This is a genomic window from Spirosoma sp. SC4-14 (assembly GCF_037201965.1).
Taxonomy (GTDB): Bacteria; Bacteroidota; Bacteroidia; order Cytophagales; family Spirosomataceae; genus Spirosoma.
In genome coordinates this window covers 7,426,975-7,451,298 of the sequence record NZ_CP147518.1, presented here as the reverse complement: position 1 = coordinate 7,451,298, position 24,324 = coordinate 7,426,975, and the positions used below count along the sequence as shown (strand labels likewise).

Annotated in this window: 13 protein-coding genes; 10 read left to right on the top strand and 3 right to left on the bottom strand. The window is 48.4% G+C overall.

Annotated features, from left to right (window positions below; genetic code table 11):
* Positions 1-7 precede the first annotated feature (7 nt).
* Positions 8-619: a TetR/AcrR family transcriptional regulator gene (locus WBJ53_RS30750; RefSeq protein WP_338873519.1), complete on the bottom strand. Its 612-nt coding sequence runs from the start codon at positions 617-619 to the stop codon at positions 8-10.
* 427 nt (positions 620-1,046) lie between these two features.
* On the opposite strand from WBJ53_RS30750, the gene WBJ53_RS30745 reads away from it, so the two are divergent.
* From WBJ53_RS30745 to WBJ53_RS30700, 10 genes are all read left to right on the top strand, one after another.
* On the top strand, positions 1,047-2,984 hold the full coding sequence (locus tag WBJ53_RS30745) for a tetratricopeptide repeat protein (RefSeq protein WP_338873518.1): 1,938 nt from the start codon (positions 1,047-1,049) through the stop codon (positions 2,982-2,984).
* An 82-nt stretch (positions 2,985-3,066) separates the two neighbouring features.
* Positions 3,067-3,720, top strand: a complete 654-nt coding sequence (locus WBJ53_RS30740) for a response regulator transcription factor (protein WP_338873516.1) — start codon at positions 3,067-3,069, stop codon at positions 3,718-3,720.
* Positions 3,721-3,943: 223 nt separating this feature from the next.
* The gene (locus WBJ53_RS30735) at positions 3,944-5,638 is read left to right on the top strand and encodes a hypothetical protein (RefSeq protein ID WP_338873514.1); all 1,695 of its coding nucleotides are present in this window, start codon (positions 3,944-3,946) and stop codon (positions 5,636-5,638) included.
* A gap of 48 nt (positions 5,639-5,686) precedes the next feature.
* Positions 5,687-12,949 carry a hypothetical protein gene (locus tag WBJ53_RS30730; protein ID WP_338873512.1) on the top strand — a complete coding sequence of 2,421 codons (7,263 nt, stop codon included), beginning with the start codon at positions 5,687-5,689 and terminating at the stop codon, positions 12,947-12,949.
* The gene (locus tag WBJ53_RS30725) at positions 12,946-14,946 is read left to right on the top strand and encodes a hypothetical protein (RefSeq protein ID WP_338873510.1); all 2,001 of its coding nucleotides are present in this window, start codon (positions 12,946-12,948) and stop codon (positions 14,944-14,946) included. Before WBJ53_RS30730 ends, WBJ53_RS30725 begins: the two co-directional genes overlap by 4 nt.
* A 14-nt stretch (positions 14,947-14,960) precedes the next feature.
* Positions 14,961-18,104 (top strand): fibronectin type III domain-containing protein, encoded by a 3,144-nt coding sequence (locus WBJ53_RS30720; protein WP_338873508.1) that lies wholly within the window; start codon positions 14,961-14,963, stop codon positions 18,102-18,104.
* On the top strand, positions 18,101-18,541 hold the full coding sequence (locus WBJ53_RS30715) for a hypothetical protein (RefSeq protein ID WP_338873506.1): 441 nt from the start codon (positions 18,101-18,103) through the stop codon (positions 18,539-18,541). Before WBJ53_RS30720 ends, WBJ53_RS30715 begins: the two co-directional genes overlap by 4 nt.
* 317 nt (positions 18,542-18,858) lie before the next feature.
* Entirely contained in the window at positions 18,859-19,449 is a 591-nt protein-coding gene (locus tag WBJ53_RS30710) for a thioredoxin family protein (protein WP_338873504.1), read from the top strand.
* Positions 19,450-19,589: 140 nt separating this feature from the next.
* Positions 19,590-20,141 carry a hypothetical protein gene (locus tag WBJ53_RS30705; RefSeq protein WP_338873502.1) on the top strand — a complete coding sequence of 184 codons (552 nt, stop codon included), beginning with the start codon at positions 19,590-19,592 and terminating at the stop codon, positions 20,139-20,141.
* A gap of 401 nt (positions 20,142-20,542) precedes the next feature.
* Positions 20,543-22,657 carry a SurA N-terminal domain-containing protein gene (locus tag WBJ53_RS30700; protein ID WP_338873500.1) on the top strand — a complete coding sequence of 705 codons (2,115 nt, stop codon included), beginning with the start codon at positions 20,543-20,545 and terminating at the stop codon, positions 22,655-22,657.
* Between the two features lie 70 nt (positions 22,658-22,727).
* On the opposite strand, the gene rdgB is transcribed toward WBJ53_RS30700, so the two are convergent.
* Positions 22,728-23,306: an RdgB/HAM1 family non-canonical purine NTP pyrophosphatase gene (rdgB, locus tag WBJ53_RS30695; protein WP_338873498.1), complete on the bottom strand. Its 579-nt coding sequence runs from the start codon at positions 23,304-23,306 to the stop codon at positions 22,728-22,730.
* A gap of 72 nt (positions 23,307-23,378) precedes the next feature.
* Complete coding sequence (locus WBJ53_RS30690; RefSeq protein ID WP_338873496.1) at positions 23,379-24,296, bottom strand: FKBP-type peptidyl-prolyl cis-trans isomerase; 918 nt, start codon at positions 24,294-24,296, stop codon at positions 23,379-23,381.
* Between the last annotated feature and the right edge of the window lie 28 nt (positions 24,297-24,324).

Sequence of the window (24,324 nt, the reverse complement as noted above, 5' to 3'; positions counted from 1 at the left end):
GTCTTTTTTACAGACCGTGTCGTAGTGTTTCGCAGAACAGATTAAAGGCTTCGTCCATAATGAGTTGGCGGTCGCACTCTGGAAACATTCCCAGGCGTTTCCGTAAAAAAAGAGCCGTATAGCCATGAATTGAGCTCCAGATCATCATCGATGTTGCCTGAACATCGTGTCGCTGGAAAATACCAGCGTCCATACACTCTTCAACAACCTGCATTAGCAAGCCAAATGCCTGATCGCCCTCAACCCAATCTTCTTTGTCGAGCTTATCCATTGGCGCTGTCATAATAAACATCAGATCGAACAGTTCTGGGTTTTCGACAGCAAATCGAATGTAAGCCCGACCCATTCCAACTAGTTTTTCGAACGGGTCGGTCATTGTCAGAATAGGCTGAAATTCAGCCACCATCTTAATAAATCCGCGTTGATGCAGCGCGAACAGAAGCTCGTTCTTATCCTTGTAATACAGATAAATAGTGGCCGGGCTGTATTCAATTTCGTCGGCAATGTTGCGTAGACTAACTTTTTCGTAGCCGTTTGCCAGAAACAACTTTTGGGCAGCGTCCAGAATCAGCTTCCTCATCTCTTCCCGTTCCCGTTCTTTCCGCTCAGTAATTCCCATTGTAACTTTTCGTTTACAAAGCAAAGATAATGAACAGTGTTTAGTAAACAATCGTCGTTTATAAAAAATGAGAAAAAAATGAGCAACCGGTAACTGTAGTGTCTGCTGTTACCGAAAACTAAATCAATTGCTTTGCACTACTGATTTAGTAGTAATTAGCCATCTGACTTTATGGTCCACAATGATATACAGGTATTTAGTTGGTAGATCGATTGGGGGGCTGTCAGATTCTGGAGTCGAAACCTATTCGGTTGTCGGTTCTGACCCGTTCGGGTTTAGGCAATGCTGCGCTGATATGGATGGGAGTTCACCGGAATTTATATTTGATTAGAAAAGTGGCTATGAGGGAGTACATTAAGCATTCGGTCGGCACTGGGTCAGGGAACCCGTCTGCAGGTGATGGACGGACTGCTACAACCTGTATTGTATGAGCAACACGTTCCTGAAAGCCTGTCTTGTTTTCTGGCTGCTAACGCAGTTTCTGGCGACCTGTGGCTGGGCACAACTTCCTAAGAGTCTTGATTCGCTGGCGCAGTATCTGAAAACGGCGCGTCGGGATACGAACTACGTTAATGCCCTGAATGATTTTGGCTGGAAACTGATTTTTGAGAAAGCGGCCTACGATTCTACCATCGTTCTGGCTCGTCAGGCCGAATCGCTGGCCGTACGGCTAAAGTTTAACCGTGGAATTTATACGGCTCATCATCGGGAAGCTGCGGCCTATTTTCACAAAAATGACTTGCCTAAGGCGCTGGCGTATTTCCAGAAAACGCTGGAAGATGTGAAGCGTTTTGGTTTGTCCAAACGGCAGCAGGTAGTGGCCATGGGCAATGTTGCTCTGGTTTATAGCCACCTGAATCAGCCGCAGAAAGCGATTGATACTGCTTTGGCTGCTATCCGGTTTCAGGAAGCCCAGCAGTTGCCCGAAGAGTGTCTGTCGGCTATTTATCCAACAATTGGACTCATGCTCAAACAAACGGGGCATCCGGCGCAGGCATTACCCTATTATCGAAAAGCAGTTGCTATTGATAGGGCTATGCATGATTCTACTGGAATAGCCATCTCCAACAATCATATTGGGAATATTTATGATGATCTGAATAATCCTGCTCAAGCCTTAACATCCTACAAGGCCTCATTAAGAGGAGCCGAAGCTGTTGGTTATGAATTGCTACAGATTGATGCGTTGCAGAATATAGGCCGAATGTATGATAAGCTTGGGCAGGCCAAACAAGGATTGCCTTATTTGTTTCGAGCCGTGAAGCTTGCCGAAAAACAGAATGCCGATGCATCGGTAACCAGGGCTAATTATAACATTGCCGGTCTTTATCAGTCCTTGCACGACTACCCAAATGCCGAACGGTATGCGTTGAAAGCCCTCGCAATGGCTGAGAAAAATGAAGATGGTGAAGCTATTGTATCATATCGGAAGGGAATTGCAGAAATTTATGCCGAACAGAAAAAATACCAGCAGGCTTATTCATTCCTGAATCAGAGCTACAACTTTACCGACTCAATGGCTACCGCGCAGGCCAAAGTAGAAGTCCAGAAACTTATTGCTGGCTATGAGACGGAGAAAAAAGAAGCTCGTTTACGGTTGTTGCAAAAAGAAGCGCAACTCCGTCAGCGCGATCTGGAACGAAGTCAGTTTCAGGCTACTGCCTTGCTGGTGGGTGGCGCTCTGTTGCTACTGCTGGGTGGGGCTGTTAGCGCCTGGCTGCTCAACCGGGCTCGACTCCGTCGGCTTCAGGAAGCCCAGCAACTCCGCCAGCAAATTGCTCAGGATCTGCACGACGAGGTGGGTAGCACGCTGAGTAGTATCTCCCTGCTGAGTGGTCATACCGATACGCTGCTGAGTCAAAATAGACCGGAGTCGGCTCAGAAGATGGTGCAAAAAATTTACCAGGATGCCCGCCAGATTCTGGAGTCGATCGATGAGATTATCTGGACCATCAATCCGGGCAATGATTCGTTGCCGCAGATTGCGCTTCGCCTGCAAGAGTACGCTCAGCCCCTTATGGAGTCGAAACATATTCGGTTTTCGTTCGCGATAGACCCTTCTTTTGATATGATACCCATCTCAATGGAAGTTCGCCGGAATTTGTATTTAATAGGAAAAGAAGCCATTAATAACCTGGTTAAATATTCGGGAGCTACCGAGGCTACCGTTCGCTTTGAAAGCCAGCAAGGTCGACTACAGGTGTTAATTCAGGACAACGGGCATGGGTTTGACCCGGCGCGGCCCAGTGCTCGAACAGGCCAGCAGAGTATGAATCAGCGGGCCCAGGCGATGTCTGGGTCGCTGGATGTACACTCGGGCACCGGCGCAGGCACGACCGTACGATTGTTGGTCCCTATCGGATAATTATCCGATAGTATGCCAGAGCAGAACGGTCTACCTTTGTTTGCGCCTTACGTTGATACTGTTACAGGAAACCTTGCTCCCTATGATCCGCATCGCTCTATTTGATGATAATGATTCATTACGCGAAACGCTTGCGCTGGTGTTTGATGCTACAGACGATCTGATTGTTACGGGTCAATATCCGGATGCACTCGATGTGGTAGCCGTTGTTGGGGAAAGTCGGCCCGATGTTATTCTGATGGATATTGATATGCCGGGCCGAACGGGTATCGAAGCGGTTCAACTGATCCGTGAGCAGACGACATTTCCTAAAATTCTGATGCTGACCGTATTTGACGATGTCGAGCGGATTTTTGCCGCTATCTCGGCCGGAGCCGTTGGGTATTTACTAAAAAAGACGCCCGCCGATAAAATTATTGATGCCATTCGAGAGGTGGCTTCGGGTGGTGCTGCCATGACACCTTCCATTGCTATGAAGGTGCTCGATGCTTTCCGGGCGCAGGGCAATCAGAATAAACCGGGCTCCAGTAGGGGAAATACATACCAGTTGACCGATAAAGAAAAGGACGTATTATACCGATTGGTAGAAGGAGACAGTTATAAGCTGATTGCCTATCACTGCGGCATTAGCATGGGAACTGTTCGTACGCATATTGTTAATATCTATGAAAAATTACACGTAAACTCCAAATCCGAAGCCGTGATCAAGGCGATGAAAACGGGCTTGTTTAAGTAGCTTTCTCTACGTGCTGACTGCTCCAGACTACGCAATTCTACGGAGTCGCTAATTCTAATAGCTTCCTTAATTTGGCATTAATGACCTGTTAGTCAGTGTGTTGCCTCCTAGGGTGTCGTGCCGCGTAGTTTCCCGGTCATATATTTATCCGATTGACGGGCGAATGGGTTTAGGGTAGTTTTGATTCAGATTTTCAATGCTACCTCTAACGATCAATCGCCTTATGCGCCTATGTCTACTGCTTGCTTTGGGCTGGAGTAGTTGTATGGTTCCGGCCACTGCTCAAACCAACCCATCGCCCAATGGGGCATTGCCTGCAAAGGTATCGGGCGGGTTCAGTGCCTATGCCGGATTCTACGCTGGTTCCGGCATGGTGGCCCGCAATCAGCCAACCCCGTTTGGCCTGAGTGGTTCCATAACGGTTGCATTGCCAGGGGGCATTTCATTACCATTTTCGGCCGTACTCGGTAATCAGGGGAATAGTTTTCGGCAGCCCTTCAATCAGTTTGGCGTATCGCCGACCTATAAATGGGCTACCATCCATGCTGGCTATCGTAATGTTACGTTTTCACCGTTTACGCTGGCAGGGCATACATTTTTAGGAGGAGGTGCTGAACTGAATCCGGGCAAATTACGGCTGGGGGCAGTATATGGGCGTTTCAATAAAGCAATTTCAACCAACCTGGCCCAGCCCGATATTATTCCGGCCTACCAACGAACGGGCTATGCTCTAAAAGTTGGTTATGGCAAACCCGGCAACTACGTCGATCTGTTGCTGCTTCGGGCCCATGACGATTCGACCTCCATTACTTCCCTACCGCAGTCGGCGACCCAAAGCGTTGCACCTGCCGAGAATCTGGTCGTTGGGGCTACTTCGCGGCTACTCATTCGGAAACACATTACGGTAGAACTCGATGCTGCCGTTAGCGCCTATACCCGCGATGTTCGGAGTACGGTGGTGGCGGCTGAAGGGAGTAATGCTGTTACCCGGTTTTTTGGCCGGATGTTTACAGCCCGAATTTCGACCCAGCTCACCCAGGCTACCCAGGCTGCCATTGGCTATCGCACTAAAAACGCAGGCATCAAACTTCAGTACAAACGAATTGATCCCAATTTTCAGACAATGGGATCATACTACTTCCAGAGCGATATAGAAAGCTATGCTATTGCACCTAATTTGACCTTGCTGGAGGGTAAACTGCGGCTGTCGGGGAGTTATGGAATACAGATTGACAATCTGGCTAAAAACAAAAATGCCCGAACAGGACGAACCATTGGCTCGCTGGTTGTATCCTATAATCCGGCAACGGCTTTTGGTATCGATCTGCAACTTTCTAATTATGGAATCAGCCAGCAGGCCGGACTTCGGCCCATTATCGATACAATCCGATTAGCCCAAAATAATTTTTCGGCAACGATCAATACGCGCTATACAATTCAGAATGAACAGGTTGTGCAGTTAGTTACGCTAATCGCCACTCGCCAGCAACTTACAGATCTGAATGAACGAACGGCCGCTTTTACCAATAATACAAATACCAATCTCAACCTTGGCTATTTCTACCAGTCCATCAGGAGTGGACTGGGAATTAGTTTACTGCTTTCCTATACAGAATCGAATCTGTCAATGGGTATGCAGACCACTTTCTACGGGCCAACGCTGGGGCTAACGAAGAATTTTCTGACCAATAAACTAACAACGGCACTCAATGCCAGCTATCTGATTAATAAACAAACTGATGGCGGTGGGGCAATGCTGAACGGGAAAATTCTGAATGCGTCGGGCAATGTCGCCTATCAGCTGGCAAAACGCCAGAATCTGAGCCTTCAACTAGCTTATCTGAATACGGATACAGGCCTATTGGAACAACGCTACAACGAAATCAGAGGGACGCTTGGCTATGGAATTTCATTCTGAACTGAACACGACACTCCCAAATTCTGACCTATTCATGTTATCAGAACAATGAAACGTGCGCTCTTTATTACCGCTTTCCTACTGTTGTTTCGGGTGGTTTCGGCCCAGCAGCAGGTGCAGGTACTTATTAATAGTAACCCGCCCTACAGTGCCTATTTGCAGGACTATGCCGGAGCTGGGCAACAACTGCAGATTCGACTGATCAATACCACTGGTGGGTCGCTGGAAATTCGGTTGCAGGGCAGCGTAACGGGCGACAATGGCGTTTCGATCCGAACCCTGCCAAACTATCGTCCGCCGGTTCCTTTGGTGCTACCTGCTGGCACAACGCTACTGACCCGCCGGGATCTCGAAGGGTTATTTGATCTCAATCAGATCAGTGTTGATGGGATGGACAAGAACCTGTTGTATCAGGGAAAACCTTTGCCCGAAGGCGATTATCAGGTTTGTGTTCAGGTATATGATAACCGCACCAGTCAGATGCTGTCGGCGGGCGAACCGCTGGGTTGTAGCCCACCCTTTCCGGTCAGGGCCATTGAGCCTCCAATGCTGATTTCGCCCCTATGCGATGGCGAAGTGCTGCCGACAACACCGCAGGCTACCGTTTTTACATGGACACCACCCGCCGGAATTTTACCGACACAGGTCAGTTATACCCTTCGGGTGGTCGAACTGCCACTCAGCAATGTAGACCCTAACGTATTTATCGATGCTATAAATCTGCCTCCTTCGGGTATCGAAATAAAGAATCTGTCCACCAGTACTTTTCTATATGGCCCCAGTTACCTGCCACTTAAACTGGGTAAGCGCTATGCCTGGCGCGTGCAGGCGATCGATAAGTTTGGTCGGCTAAACCTGTTGAATGATGGCAAAAGCCCTGCCTGCGCCTTTCAGTACGGTTCAGTACCTGAAACGAGAGAACGCTTAAATCCCTATTTGACGATTACGAAACCAACGCCTGGGCGGGCCAAACAACTTGCAACGGTAGAGGTCGGAACGAATAACCCCTTTAGTATTGCCTGGGAAATTGATAAAGGTCTGGAAACAAGCCTGCGTAAAGCGTATAATGCACAACCTGGCAAAACCCTTTTCGACCGCATTGCGAGCCTCAACTACCGAGTCCGTATCCGGGCTATACAGAACGGAAAGCCCGGTGCTGTTGTCCTCGACCGGCAGGTACGAACACCCTATCTGGAGCTGGAACGTAGTGATTTGCCGACTGGTATGAGTACTGGCCGGATTTATCGGGCCGAGGTTGAATTGGTTGGCATAGCCGACAATCAGCGCCGGCAGGCGAATCTGTCGGAGCGGCCATTAGCGGCTGAACCTCGTTCGTTTTTGCTTGTTGCCAGCGATAAGGGTGATCCGGCCGATAGCCTGACCGTGACGGGTATTCTGGCTTACCGATATCCCGGCGAATCGGGCGGGGTTCATGCGCTGCCGAATACGAAGGTGGTTCTGATGAAGGTTTATCCGAATAATTATCGTGAAAATGTTGCCTATGGTCAGTCCGATGCAGCGGGTAACTATCGGATTCAGGTACTACGGTCCCGATTACATAGTGCCGATACGACCCAGACGTTTACCCGCTGTCTGGTCGATGCCATTAATCCGTTTATTCAGCCCATTGCCGAAGTCGGTAGTTATTATCAGACCAATAACCAGAACACATTTCAGATTGCCCGATCCGAAATAGGGCCTTATCAGGTAAGTGGTGTTAGCTGGCTGGCGTCGGGTTATCAGCTTAGCGTAACGGCCAGCCAGTCGTTTCAGAACTGGCCGGGCGTACCCGATGTGAACCTGGCTGGTCAGTATCTGGTCTTATACCGAAAACCAGGTAAGGCGAACGATTATGATAAGTACCGATTACCGGTTGAAGGACAGGTTGAAAAGTACAGGCTGACCGATGATGTGCCGGTTTCGGGAGGGAGCCAATCGGTGGGCAAGGCTTCTCCGGTTGTTAGTATGGGTCAGCAACAAATTTCCGGAATTGGCCTGCCGTCTTTACCTGCCGAAATGATCCGGAAAGAAGTAGAGTCGCTGGGTTATGAGTTTATTGGGCTGGCTCCTCTCCAGCAGAATGGCACGGCTTATGGCACCACCTTCAACCGGCTGATCTATGCGGTTAGTGCCTTCGACACGTATATGATCTATTGCCCCGGTTGTGGGCAGAAGCCCCAGGATGCTGACCCCGTTGTGTTTCTGACTCCCAAAGGTAAACTGGCAACTACACCAGCCCGAATAGAAAAATATGCCTTCAATATTCAGACAAATGAAGCACCGACAGCAGTTTTCAGAGGTAGGCTATTCTATAAGTTTGCTGATCCGGGTAAAGACGGGGCCAACAGTCGTCCGCTCGCCAGTATGTCTGTCCGGCTACAGGTGATTTATCAGGAAGTTGGCAGTAAAAAAATGTACGTAGAAAGCCCACCGCCGGGTCTGGAGGAGTTTCACAAAACGTTCAGTCAAACACTGGGAGTAAGCAAAACCAACTCGGCTGGCGAGGTTACGTTCACTGTGAAAATGACCAAACCTCTCCCGCTTGGCAAGGTGAGTGCCGATTATCAGACGCCAAAGTATTCGGGCGATATTCTCCTGCCGGGCGAGAGCGTAACCAAAACCGGAACCTACATTCGAACTCTGCGTGTATTGGTCGATAATTCGTATTACGCGTATCCGATAGAAGATTTTGGAAACACGGACGACGAAAAAATTAACCTTCAGACTCCGAACCAGCTCGGCGATTTAACAGCTAAAGTTCGCAGCTTCAATCTGGCTATACAGTTGCGTTCGGATACGACCGGAACCGTTGGCGCGCAGAAACAGAAGGCGGGTATCCAGCAAAACTTATTTGGTATTAACGTTTATGTACTCCGTCGGCCGGGCTATGCCAAATCGGGGAGTGGCAGCATGTTGCCGCCTGCCGACGAAGGCCAGGGACTGACCGAAACATACCAGTATAATGGAGTTAATTATCCGGTCGTTGCCAAGGGTAAAACGGCCGCCGACGGTAAGGTAAACTTTTCGCGGATGGTAATAGCCCTTAGCCAAGACGATGCCTACCTGATTGCTACCGAATCGGGCATAAGTGGCTTGAATAACTACGGCCTGGTGAGCCTGAAGAGTATGCTGGTTAGTGAAAGGTACTTGCCCGACTACCTCGACAGTCCAACACAAAGTCAGCAAAAAGAAGCCCGCAAATTGAATTGGGTGAATTGTTATACGCCCAACGGTGCACTTGTTGGTTCTGTGGTGTGCAACTATTGGCTGAATTATAGGGTGGGCGACGGACCCGTAAATAGCCAATATGTTATTGGTATCTATTCGAACAATGCACAGGCCTCTCTTTTTGCCGATCAGTATACTTATACCACATCCGACCTTGTTCAGCGCTACCTTCAGCCGGGCGATCCGACAATTAATCTGCGTGTGGTCGATAAAACAAATCCGACTCAGGGTCTTAAAAATGCCTGGATAACGCTGACTTATGATGAAGAGGGTTACGGAAAACGAACAAAATTCGGCTTAACCGGCCCTGATGGCTGGCTTTTAAAGCCGTTTGAGCTGAAACCCGGCAAAAATGCATCGATGGTGATCGAGAAGGCTGGGTATTGCTATTACGACTCGGTAGCCAACCAGATTGTAGCCGATAATAAAATAAAGATTGGTGATCTGATGCTTGGGCAAAACAGCTATTTCGATCGGCTGTTGATGCAACCCAATACGATAATTATGGGCCGTACGGTCGATGCCGATAACAAAGCAATTTTTGTCGGTTTGACCGATAAGAAACAGACAGTTGAAGCCTATGTTCAGGTCGATAATGGTTACCTGTTCAAAACATTTCGGACCAATATGGGAGAGTGGCGGTTTAACGTCGATGCGCCGTCGACGGCTGATTCACTCAAAATTTTCCCGGTAAATAGGAGCTACTTTGGCGAACAGCGCCACATTAAAACACAATTGCCTAAGCCCGTTACGGGCAACGACAAACGCTATCTCATTAATGCGGGTGATATTGTCGTCTACGAACGCGATCATCGGATCAATTTTCAGATTCTGGACGCTCTGACCAACAATGGCATAGGAGGAGCAACTGTTAAACTTTTTGGCAAAAACAGCCAGGGCTACAAATTCGGCCCAAGTAATACGCTTGGCTTAATCGAAACTAAATTCAAAAATATTTCTGTCGAAAATCTGTTCGTAGAGGTATCGTCGCCTGGTTATGTTACCCGAACCGTATCGGTAACAAATGTAGAGACTAAAACAGCAGATCTCCGTCTGGTTGCGCTCGAGCCAGCCCGCACCGTGACGGGAATTGTGGTTGTGGCATCGGCTGATGGCAAAGAAACACCGCTCGAAGGGGTCGAGGTTTTTGTGCCATCGGGGAGCAATACACCCGTCAAATACAGCACCCGATCGGGGAAAGGTGGCGTTTTTTCGCTCGATGTATCTAAAACGTTCGATGGCTCGATGGTTCCGGTCGAAGCCTCATACGACAAGTTGAGTCAGGGTAGTTTAACGACCTATGTGGGTGCCAGTAGCAAACAGTCTATTCCGCAGGCCAAGGGCGAATCGCTCAAACTAACACTGACAACCTTCACAAAATTCAGGATTGCTACACTTTGGGGCTTCCCGGTCAATGTCGAAAAGCTGGATACCAAAACGATGAGCGTAACGGGCGAAGTCGATTTAACTAACCCGGCTTTGGGGCCTTTTGCCCTGCTTGACTCCAAAGTGAAAGTGCGGTTTAAAAATGTAGTGTTCAAAGCCAATCCCGACAATCCTGAGGAAGGTATTCCTGCGAGCGAAACAGTTGAATTAGAAACGGGGCTGCTCGATAATCTGGTCTATCATACTACGGCTGCGGTAGAGCTTCAGAATATTAGCTACAACGTTCGGCTGACATCGCCGGATGGGCAGTATGGCAAACTGAAAATTGTACGGACGCCCGGCAAATCAACGGGTACAATTATGGCTCAGGCGCAAATAATTGATAATTCGTTCAATTTTTCGGCTGCTCTGCTCTCTTACGAAAAGGGTCAGTTTTTTTTATACGACCCGGCAATTAATGGCCAACCCGGTACTAAACCCGTACTAACGGCCTTCGACGCGAGCTTAACTAACATAAAATGGACTCATTTCGGCATTGCTCAGAAAGACGGACAGCCTATGAAGTTGAAATTGCTCGGGTTCGACGCCGTAAGTCAGTTAGACGGGTCACGGTTAGTGGGCGATGAAATTCATCTGAATCCTACCATGACCTGTACGATCAAAGACGCTAACCCCTCGAAACTGACAGTAACGATTGGCGATCTGGTCCTGAAAAACAATACAGTTGATGCCAAAACCAGCCAGACGCCACTTACATTTAACCTGGGAGGAACGTGGAGTGTTGCCGTTCGGAACTGGCAGCTCGATTACAAACAGGGCGGATTTTATGCGACCGAAGGTATTGTGAAAACCGGTAAAGTCGACGTGCCGATTAAGCTGTTTAATCTCCGTAGCGACTTTTTTAAGCTGGAAGTTGAACCAAAAAACAACTTCGAACTAGCCGGTATTGCTCAACTAAAACTTGGTGGGAAAGCCTATTTTGGCTATGATGCGCAAACTGGTTCCGACATGAAAGGTCACTGGTCGGTGGTGGTAGTACCCGATGGAAATTCAGCCGCGGCTATACTGCCTGCCAAATCGGTGCCCGGACTCTCGCAGGACCTGACTTTCGCTACCCTGTCGTTGCTGGATAATGGCGAGGATGTGGTATCGTTTGGGTCCGGTAGTCAGGCTGTTAATTACTTCAACATCATCGACGTTCGACCCGTAACAATCGAAACCGGCACCAACTACTTTGCCTTCGATGCGGGTATGTCGGCCAGGATTCCCAATGCCCCACAGGATGTGCCGATGCGGTTCATCTATTCCAGACCCAACGGTGGGGCCGTAAAACTGAAAACAATTGTGCCGGGAGGCTACAAATTCGAAACCAAAGGTTATCTGGGTTTCGACGCCGGTAAGGATGTTGCAGCCGACGGTAGCCAGAGTACGGCTCTATATTTTGCCGATGGTATTATGGCAATTCGGGGCAAAGCCGAAGAACCCGATAAACTGCTCCTGAACGATGTGCTGCTGGTACATACCAACGGCTACACCCATATTACCCACAACCGGAATCTCGATTTGCGGGACGAAGCCAAACTTGGCTTGCTTCGGGATAACCCTGCCGACATTATCGATTCTAAAAATGATGCCAATTATTACACAGAAAGCGGTTCGTTCAGGAAGCTGTCTATGCCTATTGAGGGCTCTCGTGAGCTTCGGCAACTCTATTGTCATCAGGCAGTTTCGGGCGGACAATGGGGGCTGATGACCTTTTCCGGATTGCCTAAAGGCTTCGATATGCTCGCCGAGCAGGAACAGAACCGATTATCGTTTACGGCCTATGGTGAAATAAGGGCTGATAACCAGCAAATTAAACTCGACGGTATTGATACCGGAATGGGGGGGCTAAGTCTGGTTTATGACCGTCGGGAGCATCGTTTTACGGGAACACTTGCCATGAGTCATCTGCCCGTGCCCCCAACGATGACCTTCAGCGGAATAGCCCAGGTTCGACTGGATGGAAAAGGGTTCTACCTCGTGGCTTCGGGCAATGTGCAGAATGTGCCACTCATTGTTCCGGTCGATATGAAAGGGGGGCTGATGCTGGGGTTCTACGACAGTCAGGATCTGGGCGATGCCAATGCTGTCTTGTTTGCCAATAGCCACCGGAAAGCCTTACCCTGTGCATTCGCGCAGCGGTTCAAAGGCTTTTACGTTACCGGCGAAATTCCGGTTCCCATTATTGGCGAATGGAAAGAGCAAAAAAGTTTGCCAGGAGTGGGCGAATACAAACTAGGGCTGGATGCTTATGCCGATGGCTATCTGTTTGGCAACTATAGCAGCGGGAACTGGAGCTATGGTTCGGGCCTGGGTGTGGGGGCACATGCCTATGCCTACGGTCGTATTCTGGTTGTGGAGGCATCGGGTGAGGTACACATAAACGGGGCGGCAGATGCTGTTTTGACGGCAAATCCGGGCGATAAAAGCATTGCTCTAACACTGGGTATGCAACTTAATGCTGGTTTCTTGGTAAATCTGAAAGTTGACCCGCCCGGCGACCTGCTGGACTACTCAACGGAAACAAACGCTGATTTCTGTCTAAAACTGGGTGCTACAGCAGCCTATAGGTATGGTGAAAAACCAGCCATAAAACCCGATGTAAGCTGCACATTCGATAAATGCACAGGAGGCTGTGCTACCAACGACCAATGAAAACCCAACTTTCGTTTATAATACTGCTGATTTTAGGGCTGTCGTCAGCCGTATCAGCCCAACAAACGCGGGCTACGGCTGGCCGCTACGGTGTGTTTATTCAGACCGACCGATTACTGCATGGACCCCGTTATATAATCGAACGACTCGAAACGAATGTTGGTCAGACAGATTGGAAACCTGTATACACAACCGATGAATCGCCCCATAGCGCTACCGATCTGGTTGCCCGGCTTACACTGCTGACACGCAAAAATCCACTATATGAATTACCCGCCGATTCACTTATTGAATTACTGTATGCGCGGTATCGGGATGTGTCTACGGTCGATTCTCTGGAGTCATACGGGTGGAATCCGCAGTATCTGGAAGCCTTTGGTATTGGCTTTTTAGATACGGCAGTGGTGCAGAACCGTCGGTACGATTATCGGATTCGTCCCCTGACAGTAGCCGGTAGTGGAGCAAGTCGAAGCCCTGTTACGGTCAGTGTTCCTGGTCCAACGATCGCGGCTACGGCCCGTTCCATACGACATAGTGCAGATGGGAGTGTAGTGAAGATTACGTACCTGTTGCGGAGAACTACCCCCGATCTTGCCGGGGCGCGCTTGCTTCGGGCTACCTACAATCAGACCGGCTTTGCCGAATGTGGTGCCGAATGGGGTTTTCGTAAAGGGAAAAAAGACTCCCTGTTTCTGGAAATCACCGACGCGAATGCCCGCCATAAAATGGTGTATCAGTATGTTGTTTTACTAAACGATTTTCTGGGTAATGAAAGTCGCCCATCCGATACATTAACCATTGCCAATCTGCGTCCGCTGGAGCAACTACCGGCTATTTTGAGCTTTCGAACATCTTCTGAAGAAGCTAGCAATGCAATTCGGCTTTCGTGGCAACTGTCGTCTGTGAAGGATGTTCGGTCGATCGAAATCTGGCGTAGCGATCGGTATGATGACGGCTATCGGCGGATTGCGTCGGCGTTACCCACCGACACGACGTATAGTGACAATCGGGTCGATCCCATCAGGGGCTATTACTATCAGATTCGACCCAACGGTACCTACGATGCCCTGCCTGCTTCGGTGCGGGTATCGGGAATGCTTCGGGCCAATCGTTTGGCTTTGCTGCCGCCCTCCCATCTGAAATTAACCCAGCTAAACGATACGTTGTACTTCCGCTGGCAACGTGCCGATGTAGATACCCGTGGCTACTATATCTATGTATCGAACAGCGCAATGGGCTCCATGATGCCGTATTCCGGTATTATTCTTTCGACCGATTCTATGGTTCATTACCGTATTCCGGTCAGTAAACTAGCTGTTGGCGTTGGTTATCGGTGGGCAGTTGTGGCAGTCAATACAAGCTATAACACAGGGCCTTTGAGTCAGATCGTATATTCCGATCCACGTTTGCCAGACAGAGTTGCCACACCCCTCAACCCTGAACTTGTCGTTAAAGAAGGCCACGCGCTACTGATTTGGGAGAATATGCGGGATATTGATCCTTATGTGCGGGGCTATGTGGTGGAGCGGCAGACTGATGACGAAAAAACATTTAAAGAACTCTATCGGCAAACCCCTGCCGACCGCGCTCAAAACAGTTATGAAGATGGCAGTGTAGAGCCTGGTCATCGCTATACATACCGGATTTGGGCTTATGGGCTGAACGACAAACGAAGTGCCTTTAGCCCGGAAGTCGTCTATTTTGCGGCATTAAGCCCCGTATTGCCCGTGCGTGGAGTGGTTGCGGTCGTAACCGATAAAGGGGTGCGGGTAGGGTGGGATGCTCCTCTGGATAAGTCGCTGGAGAAAATTCTGGTGTATCGATATACCGCCAAAACAGAGCGCCCCCGCCTGATGGGCACCTTGCCAGGGCGTCAGATCGAATTCATTGACCGGGAAGCTACACCGGGTATTTCCTATTTCTATTCGATAGTAGCCGTTCAGACCGATAATCGCGAAAGCGCGCCTACTGATCCCGTTGGGGTGGAGTGGCAATAAATCTAGTTACACTCATGAAAACGCGTTTATTCATACTCGTTTGCCTTTTGTTCTGCACAGTATCAGTACGGGCGCAATCGAACACGCCCTCCAATCTGACAGGTTCGGCGGTAGCTTATAACCAGATTAATCTTTCGTGGAGTGATAATTCGACGAACGAAACCCGGTTTGACATTGAACGTAATGACTTTAGCGGTTTTATTAAAATTGGGGAAGCTGCGGCTAATGTGACTTCATATCAGGATAAAACAGTTCAGGCAAATGGATCGTATATGTATCGGGTTCGGGCCGTATTGGCTACGGGAACATCTCGATATTCGAATGAGATAACCGTTAACACACCTACTCAGCCTCCTGGCGCTCCCGCTGGGCTGACGGTTTCGGCGCAGGGGAATACGAGCATCAAACTTAGCTGGAATGCCGGAGCGGGCGGAACCGCTGCTAACTATTTAATTGAGCGTAGTTTTAGCGGGCCTGGCAACGGGTTCACGCAAGTTGCTGTTGTTGCTTATAGTCGTACTCCTTCTTATACCGACAATGCCGTTTCGGGCGGTACTCAATACTGCTATCGGGTTCGGGCTCAGAACGATGGAGGTACCAGCGGTTATTCAACTACGGCCTGCCAGACTACGGCTAATCTACCATCGAACTTATCGAACCTGAAAGCCCAGGCCGTTGGGGCGAGTTCTATTACGCTGAGCTGGACACCCTTCGGAAAAGAGTCGGGAATTGGTATTGAGCGTCGTACGGGTCAAACAGGAAACTGGACAAATGTAGCCTCTACGCTGGGCGATAATGGTAGCTATACCGATAATGGATTGGCAGAATCAACAGAATATTGTTATCGTATTTCGCAATCGGGTCATGATTATTCGACGGTTGTTTGCGCCACAACCCCCTCCGCTGGACCTAACGCGCCAGCCCGGTTAACGGCTCAGGCTGTTTCAAGCTCGCAGATCAATTTGCAATGGGCCGACGTATCGGACAATGAAACAGGATTTACGATCGAAACCAGTTCGAATGGTAACGATCCCTGGATAAAAATAGCGAATATCGGAGCCAATACCACCGCCTATGCCCATACGGGCTTGCCAGCCAACACCCGTTATTTTTACCGGATTCGGGCGTTCAATGATGCGAGTGTCTCTGGATATTCAAATGTTGCTAACGCAACAACACAGGCCCCACCCATTACAATTCCGGGCTCACCCAGCAATCTGGCAGCTACAGCCGCATCATTTTCACAAATCAATCTGACCTGGTCCGATAATGCCGATAATGAAACGGGTTTTGAACTCGAACGAAGCACTACAGGCGCTGACTCCTGGAGCAAACTGGCAGACCTGTCGGCAAACACAACAACATTTACTGATCCGGGTCTACAACCGCGCAGCCGCTATTACTATCGAATCCGGGCAAAAAATTCGGCTGGAAACTCGGCTTACTCCAATAGTGCTGACGCTACCACACCCGACTTGCCACCCGGCACACCTACACGGCTTACCGCTACGGCAACATCGCCTGATCAGATCAATCTGGTGTGGGTCGATCTGGCCGATAATGAAACCGGTTTTCAGCTTGAACAAAGTACCGACAACCGCAATTGGGCAGGTATTGCGGACCTACCAGCCAATTCAACATCGTTTCAGAAAACAGGATTGATGCCCTCAACCCACTATTATTACCGGGTCCGGGCGATGAATGCCGTTGGTGTGTCTGATTTTTCGAACGTTGCAGAAGCCACAACTCAGGATAAACCCCTGACTCCTCCCCTGGCTCCCGATCGTCTGTCGGCTACGGCTGTGTCGGCAACACAAATTAACCTGGTCTGGAGCGATTTGTCGGATAATGAATCCAGTTTTGATATTGAGCGCAGTGCTGATGGGATTACCTGGGCAAAGCTTGCCGATGCTGCCGCTAATGTAACGGTTTATCAAAATTCAGGACTAACGCCCAATACGCGTTATTACTATCGGATTCGGGCCATAAATGTGGCTGGACAGTCGGCCTACTCGGCTACTGCCGATGCAATTACACCTGATGTGCCGCCGGTAGCTCCTGCTCAACTCATGGTTGTACCAACGTCGGCCAGTGAGATACGTATTAGCTGGGCTGACCAATCGGGTAACGAAACCAGTTTTGAGCTCGAACGCAGCAATAGTGCTGGTAGTGTATTCGCCAAACTTGCTGATTTGCCCGCTAACTCGACCAGTTATGAAGATCGGGGGTTAACCCCAGCTACGGCTTATTGTTATCGGGTACGAGCGAAAAATGCCATTGGCGAATCCGACTATTCAACGGTGACTTGTGTAACTACGCCAGATTTGCCCCCTACTGCGCCCAATCGGCTGATTGCCAAGCCAGTATCGGCCATGCAAATCAACCTGGCCTGGGCTGATAATGCCGATAACGAAACCGGTTTTGAGCTCGAACGCAGCAATAGTGCTGGTGGTGTATTCGCCAAACTTGCTGATTTGCCCGCTAACTCGACTAATTATGAAGATCGGGAGTTGAACGACAATACCGCCTATTGTTATCGAATTCGGGCTAAAAATAGCGTTGGTGCATCGGCTTATACGGATGTTGTCTGTGCCACAACGCCTTTAGCTCCACCGCCATCGCCTACTAACCTAATGGCTCAAACGCAGGACTATGACCAGGTAAAGCTGTCGTTTTCGCCCTTGTCTGCCAATGCCGTTACTGTTTCTATTGAGCGATCGACTGAGCCAAATGCCGGTTTTATGGAGATTAATCAACAGCCTGCTACACAGACGACCTATACAGATAAGGGATTACAGGAATTTACAACCTATTATTACCGAATTCGGGCAATTAATTCGGCGGGCAATTCAGCTTACTCGAATGTGGCCTCTGCGCGTATCAATGAAGTGATTATTGCAATTGAAGACGAGCTGGATGCGCATACAACGCTGTATATGAGCGAACGAACGCTCCACATCAGCACGGACTGGCACACTGCTATGCAGGCGACGATCCAATTTACTACAGCAACAGGACAAGTGTTATTTACCGAAGAACGGCGTGTTAACCTGGCCGGGACATGGCATTATGTACTGGATCGATACCCGGCTGGTAGCTATATCATTGCTATGGTTGCTAACAATCGCCTATTCTCCAAACGAATTTTACTGCCATGAAAACGCAACTCGTTTTTTCGTTTTTACTGATAAGCCTGATCGGATGCCGGGCAAAAAACATAACGCCAATTACGGATCTGCTTCGAAAAATCTGGCAAGCCGAAAGCGTTACGGAGTCGCAACAGCTTGTATATGCAAAAGGGGCTACCAACAATATAAAACCGGGTTACATTAATTTTCGACTCGACCTGAGTCAGCCTGGAGTCGTACATCTAAAAGATATTGACGGCCGACTGATAACGGGCACCTATACCGTTTCAACGGACAACAAGCGGTTGATTCTGGATAGTCTAATTCCAAAGCCGAGCAATACGGGCGGCATTATCGAATACTATATTCTGGCCGGATCGGATGGGGGGAGCCTTAAACTGGAACGGACAGCCGAAAGCCGTAAAACGGGCAATACTGTAAATCAGTATGCGCTCATTCCTGAATAAAAAAGCATTAAAACTCACCGAATCCCCCTGAATTTTGTCAAATCCCAAAAGTTAATATACTATACTATCTGCGAACAACTACGAGAATTAACTACTCAGATTGTTTTTTATTTAGTTTTAATGCCTGAAATTATTGGCTGTTGGTTACACGAACTATCGGTTGGTTCATTAGCTTTGAACACGAAACGCTTGTCGATACAAAAGTAGGTACTTGGCCCAGAACCAGCCGGTTAATCTTTTGGCGTCATTCATTATCTAATAGGCAAATGCTAAAAGAATTATTACTTATGAACCGCCCGGCAAGACCGATAATGACTATGGTATTGACTTTAGGAATTGCAGTTAGTTTATATGCTCAGGTTCCTAAAGGGTATGCAATAGGTGATGCGGTGGCTAATTTTCAGGCGAAAAATGTAGATGGTCGCACTGTTTCGCTGGGCGACTACCGATCTCAGAAGGGATTAATTGTTGTCTTTACCAGCAATCATTGCCCATTCTCGAAAGCCTATGAAGATCGGCTGAGTGCCATTGATCGAAAATTTGCGCCACAGGGGTATCCTGTGCTGGCTATTATGCCTAACGACCCGACAATTTACGAAGACGATTCCTTCGAAAATATGAAAGTCAGAGCGCGTGAAAAAGCCTATACGTACCCTTATGCAATGGACGAAAGCCAGAAGGTAGCACGGGCATTTGGAGCTACCCGAACCCCGCAGGTATATGTGCTTAAACAAACCAACGGTCAGTTTATTCTCGAATATGTTGGTACTGTTGATGATAATCCACAGGATGTAGCCAATGCGCAACGGCATTATGTTGACGAAGCTGTTACCAATTTGCTGGCCAACCGCCCAGTTCCGTCACCTATAACAAAACCCATTGGATGCGCAATTAAGTGGAAAAACTGAAATAAGAAGCCAGGAGGGCTGAAAGGGGCAGAAGCGAAACTTTGGTGAACACGCGTTTGACCGTTTTAAGCCCTTTTGTTTTTAATTCTGGCACATCATTTGTCAACTTGATTGGTGACAATCAAACTACACAAAACGTTATGAAAAAGTATCAACACAACCTGGACCAGTTGAAGCATATTTTTGGCGCACTCATTCTGGCAGGGTCATTGTCTTTCTTTCAGGCCTGTAGTTCGGATGGAAAAAAGGAATCTCGCACCGAAGACGCTCTTGAAAATACTGGAGATGCCATTTCGGCCGATGCAAAAGACGCTGCCGATGAAGCAAAAGCTGATTTGAAAGACGCTGGCGAAAATGCCGAAGAGAAAACAGACGAAGCGGTGGCTGATTTTAAACGCGAACGCGATGAAGCTGTCGCTAAAATGAATGTTCAGAAGGATAAGCTAGATGCTAAGATCGATGAGTTGCGGGCCGATATGAAGCGCGAGAGTAAAGAAGCCAAAGCAAAATCGAAAGAGCAGTTAGCCAAACTCGAAGACGAACGAAAAGAACTTGGGGATGACATTGATAAGGCCAAAAACTCGACCGCCGATGCCTGGAAAGATGTAAAAAAAGGATTTAAACAGGCTGGCCGTGATATTGGTGATGCATTCGATAAAGCTGGCGATAAGCTGGATAATGACAAAAATTAAACGAAATTTGACCACTTTTCAGTGGTATGTAAACGCCGGCTCACACTTGTGGTCGGCGTTTTTTTGTAGATCGAACTATGTTCACAGCTTCCATTAACAACCCGGTTTATTATTTACTGGTGGTGCAGACCAATTAACTATCGTTCAGCAGTGTATGGTGAATGTTAACCACATCGGCAACTTGGTTTACCTGAAAAGTGGCCATAAAGCCACAGTGTATCTAAGCCGTCGGTAACAGAGGTTTAGCAAAGAATTGGTTGCCCGATTTACTGTGCAAAAAGCAACCGGCACTCTATTTGCGAAGATCCTGCATATAATGTCTGCTATCTAACTGTAAATCTGCTTGTATTCCAGCGGGGAAAATTGTTATTTTGCGGGCTAAATTGTACGTATAAAGCGAAATGTCTGTCATTAACAAGATCAGAGAACGTTCAGGCCTGGCCGTAGGCATTATCGCCGTCAGCTTGATACTGTTCATCGTGGGGGGGGATTTGCTCGGCGGTCGTAGTTTACTGTTCGGCGGAAACCAACAGGAGGTCGGTGAAATAGCCGGTCAATCCATTGATTACCAGGAATTCAATGCGAAGGTCGATGAACTTCGGGCGCAGTATGAGCAACAAACCGGCCGCGCTCCGGCAGAGCAGGACATGGTTCAGCTCCGCGAACAAGCCTGGAATCAGTTTTTATTTGAGATTGCCTACGCGAAAGAGTTTGATAAGCTTGGCCTAAAAGTATCGTCGGAAGAACTTGTCGATATGGTTCAGGGCAATAACATCAGCCCCGCCGTGCGGCAGGCATTTACAAACCCGCAGACGGGTGTATTCGATAAAAGCACCATTATTAACTACCTTAAAGGGTTAAAGAACCTGCCCGCACAACAGCAGGCTGCCTGGGCTAGCTTCGAGCAAAACCTGAGTTCTGATCGGCTGCGTGAAAAATACGAAGGGCTGATGCGGTTGTCGGTATATGCTACAACTGCCGAAGCTCAGAAAGAGTATCAGGCTCAGAATGCAAAGGCAAATGTCAAGTTTCTGTTTGTTCCGTATTATACCATTAACGATACAACCGTGAAGGTTACGGACTCGCAGTTGCAGGACTATTTGAACAAACATAAAGACGAATATCCGGGAGCTAACACGCGTTCTATTCAGTACGTAACGTTCTCGGTTGCGCCTTCGAAAGAAGATAGTGCAACCCTTTATAATCAGATCAAATCACTGGCTCGTGGTTTGGGAGCAGCTCAAAACGACTCTGCTTTTGCGTTGCAAAATAGTGATGTTCGGGTACCTCTATACATGACCGCTGGTGAAATGCCTGAGCAACTTCGGGCTGCCATTCCAACATTCTCGCCTGGTGGTATTTATGGTCCATTCCGCGAAGGCAATACTTATTTTATTTATAAATACGGCGGACTGAAGAAAGACACCAGCTTCACGGCCCGTGCCAGCCACATTCTGATTCGGCCAACTGCGCAAACCGATTCGGCTAAGGCCGAAGCTCGCCGTCGGGCAGAAAGCATTCTGAAACAAATTCAGGGTGGAGCCAGCTTCGAAGCGATGGCGCAAACCAATAGTGCCGACGGTTCGGCTCAGAATGGTGGCGATCTGGGTTATTTCAAAAATAACGGACAGATGGTGAAACCATTTGAATCGGCTGTATTTGGTGCCACATCGGCTGGCTTGTTACCTCGCGTTGTTGAAACGGATTTCGGTTACCATATCATTAAAGTAACGGAGCCCAAAACCAACACCTTGTATCGAATTGCGGCTATTGGTAAAACCATCACGCCGAGCCAGACTACCCGCGATGAAGCTCTTCGGAAAGCCGATCAGTTTGCTTCGGAAGTGCATACGAAAGAAGAGTTTGATGCGAAGGTTAAAGAAGATAAATCAATCGTGATGGCTACGGCTGATCGGATTCCCGAAAATGCGACAAACATTAACGCATTGGCGGATGCCCGTTCAATTGTTCGTTGGGCATTTGACGACAAAACCGACCTGAATTCGGTTTCTGAACCGTTTGAAGTTGGTGATCAGTATGTCATTGCCGTTTTAACTAACAAAACCGATAAGGACGAAGTCAAGGTAGATGATTACCGGGCTGAGTTAACGGCTAAGGTTCGTAATGAATTGAAAGGCGAGCAGATTATCAATAAACTGGCTAATGCCAGCGGTACGCTCGAATCAATTGCTGAGAAATACGGCGCAGGCGCTTTAGTTGAAAATGTTGACGACGTAAATCTGGCAACTGGTTTCCTCCGTAGTGCAGGTGTTGATCCGGTTGCGTTAGGTAAAGCATTTGGTTTGAAAGTAGGTCAACGTTCGAAACCTTTCGCTGGCGACGCTGGCGTATTGGTCGTTGAAACAACGAAGATAACCCCCGCTCCGCCCATTGCCGATTATGCTCTTTACAAAACGCAAATTGAGCAAAATAACTCATCGCGGACAGGTTTCTATATCAATGAAGCCATTAAAGATGCCGCCAAGATCGAAGATCGCCGGGCTAAGTTTTATTAAGCCCTGATTTTTTCTTCAAGCAAAAGCCCCGGCCAATAACTGGCCGGGGCTTTTGCTTGAAGAACGATTTCTAGTTGATTTGCTCTTTTAAGTAAGCAACCATTTTTGTTAGTGCTCTTGACCGATGGCTTATCGCATTTTTCTCTTCAATACTCATTTCGGCAAATGTACGGTCGTAGCCATCCGGTAAAAACAGCGGGTCGTAGCCAAAGCCGCCGGTTCCGCGAGTTTCCGTTAATAGTTGCCCTTCTACAATGCCCTCAAACTGATGCTCAATTCCGTGCAGGAGCAGCGTAAATACGGTGATGAACCGAGCTTTTCGATTCGTCTGGCCGTCCAGATTGGTTAGTAGTTTCTGGATATTCTGTTCTGCATTGCGGCTACCCGAATAATGGGCACTGTCTACACCGGGTTCGCCATTGAGAGCGTAAACTTCCAGACCTGAGTCGTCGGCAAAACAGGAAACACCATAATTAGTCCAGACATATTCGGCTTTTTGCCGCGAATTGCCCGGAATAGTTCCTGTTGTTTCGGGGAGTTCATTCCTACAGCCAATGTCGTTAAGGGTTTTGAGGAGAAATGCATCTCCTAGCCAGGCCGACACTTCGGCTAATTTGTGTTGGTTGTTGGTAGCGAAGCAAAGTTCCATATGCAAAAAGAAAAGCCGTTCGGAGGTAAAACTACGAACGGCTTTATAAGAAGTGCAAGCAACTAGATTAGTTTACCGGCCAGGTTGTGGCATTCCGGGCTGTCCCATCTGCCCTTTTTGAATGTCGACCAGTTCAATATCGAACAATAATACTGAGTTTGCCGGAATTTTTGGATTGGCTCTTGGGCCATAGGCCAGCGTTGAGGGGATGATCAGGGTAACTTTTTCGCCTTTATGCATCTTCATTACGCCTTCTTCCCAACCCGGAATAACCTGCCCTACACCAATTGGAAACTGAACGGGTTCGCCACTGGCTTGCGGATTGAGGCTTTTTTCGGAGCTATCGAAAACCGTTCCGTTCAACAATTTGCCTGTATAACGAACTTTAACAATATCGCCCGGTTTGGGAGCTGGCCCGTTGGATGGTTGTGTGACAATATAATAAACACCCGACTCGGTTTTCTGCCCTTTTCCGGTCAGGCCATGTTTGGCCACGTAGTCGTCAATGACTTTAGCGTCGATACCCTTCTGTTTTTCAAAGTCGGCTGCCTGCGTTTTTTTATACTCGTCTTCCGACTGCACATTCAACACCTTAACCGCAATGCCGATGTCACTCCCTTTCTGAACACCAGGAGGAAGAGGTTGCATAGCCCGCGTAAACAAGGAATCGGCGCTAACGTAGAACGTAGCACTATCGCCTTTGCCAAGCATAGTAAGCCCTTCTTCGTAGCTACCTTTAAAGGGAGGAACCTGTAGCAGCATCTGAAAAGGAGCACCTTCTTTATGGGTGTCGCGCAGAACTGAATCTTTGCTGTTGAGTAGTATCAGGTGAAGGGTTAAAATATCACCAACTTTTCCTTTACGCGGGCTGTCGGCTTGCTCGTGGATCTGATACTTCAGGCCGTTATCCGTTACCTGAACGCGGTTTTTACCGCAAGCCGCTGCAATAGCGACGATCAGGGCGGCTTTCCCGAAATGTTTAAGAGACATGAGAAAATGGTTGTTTTATGCTAAAAAA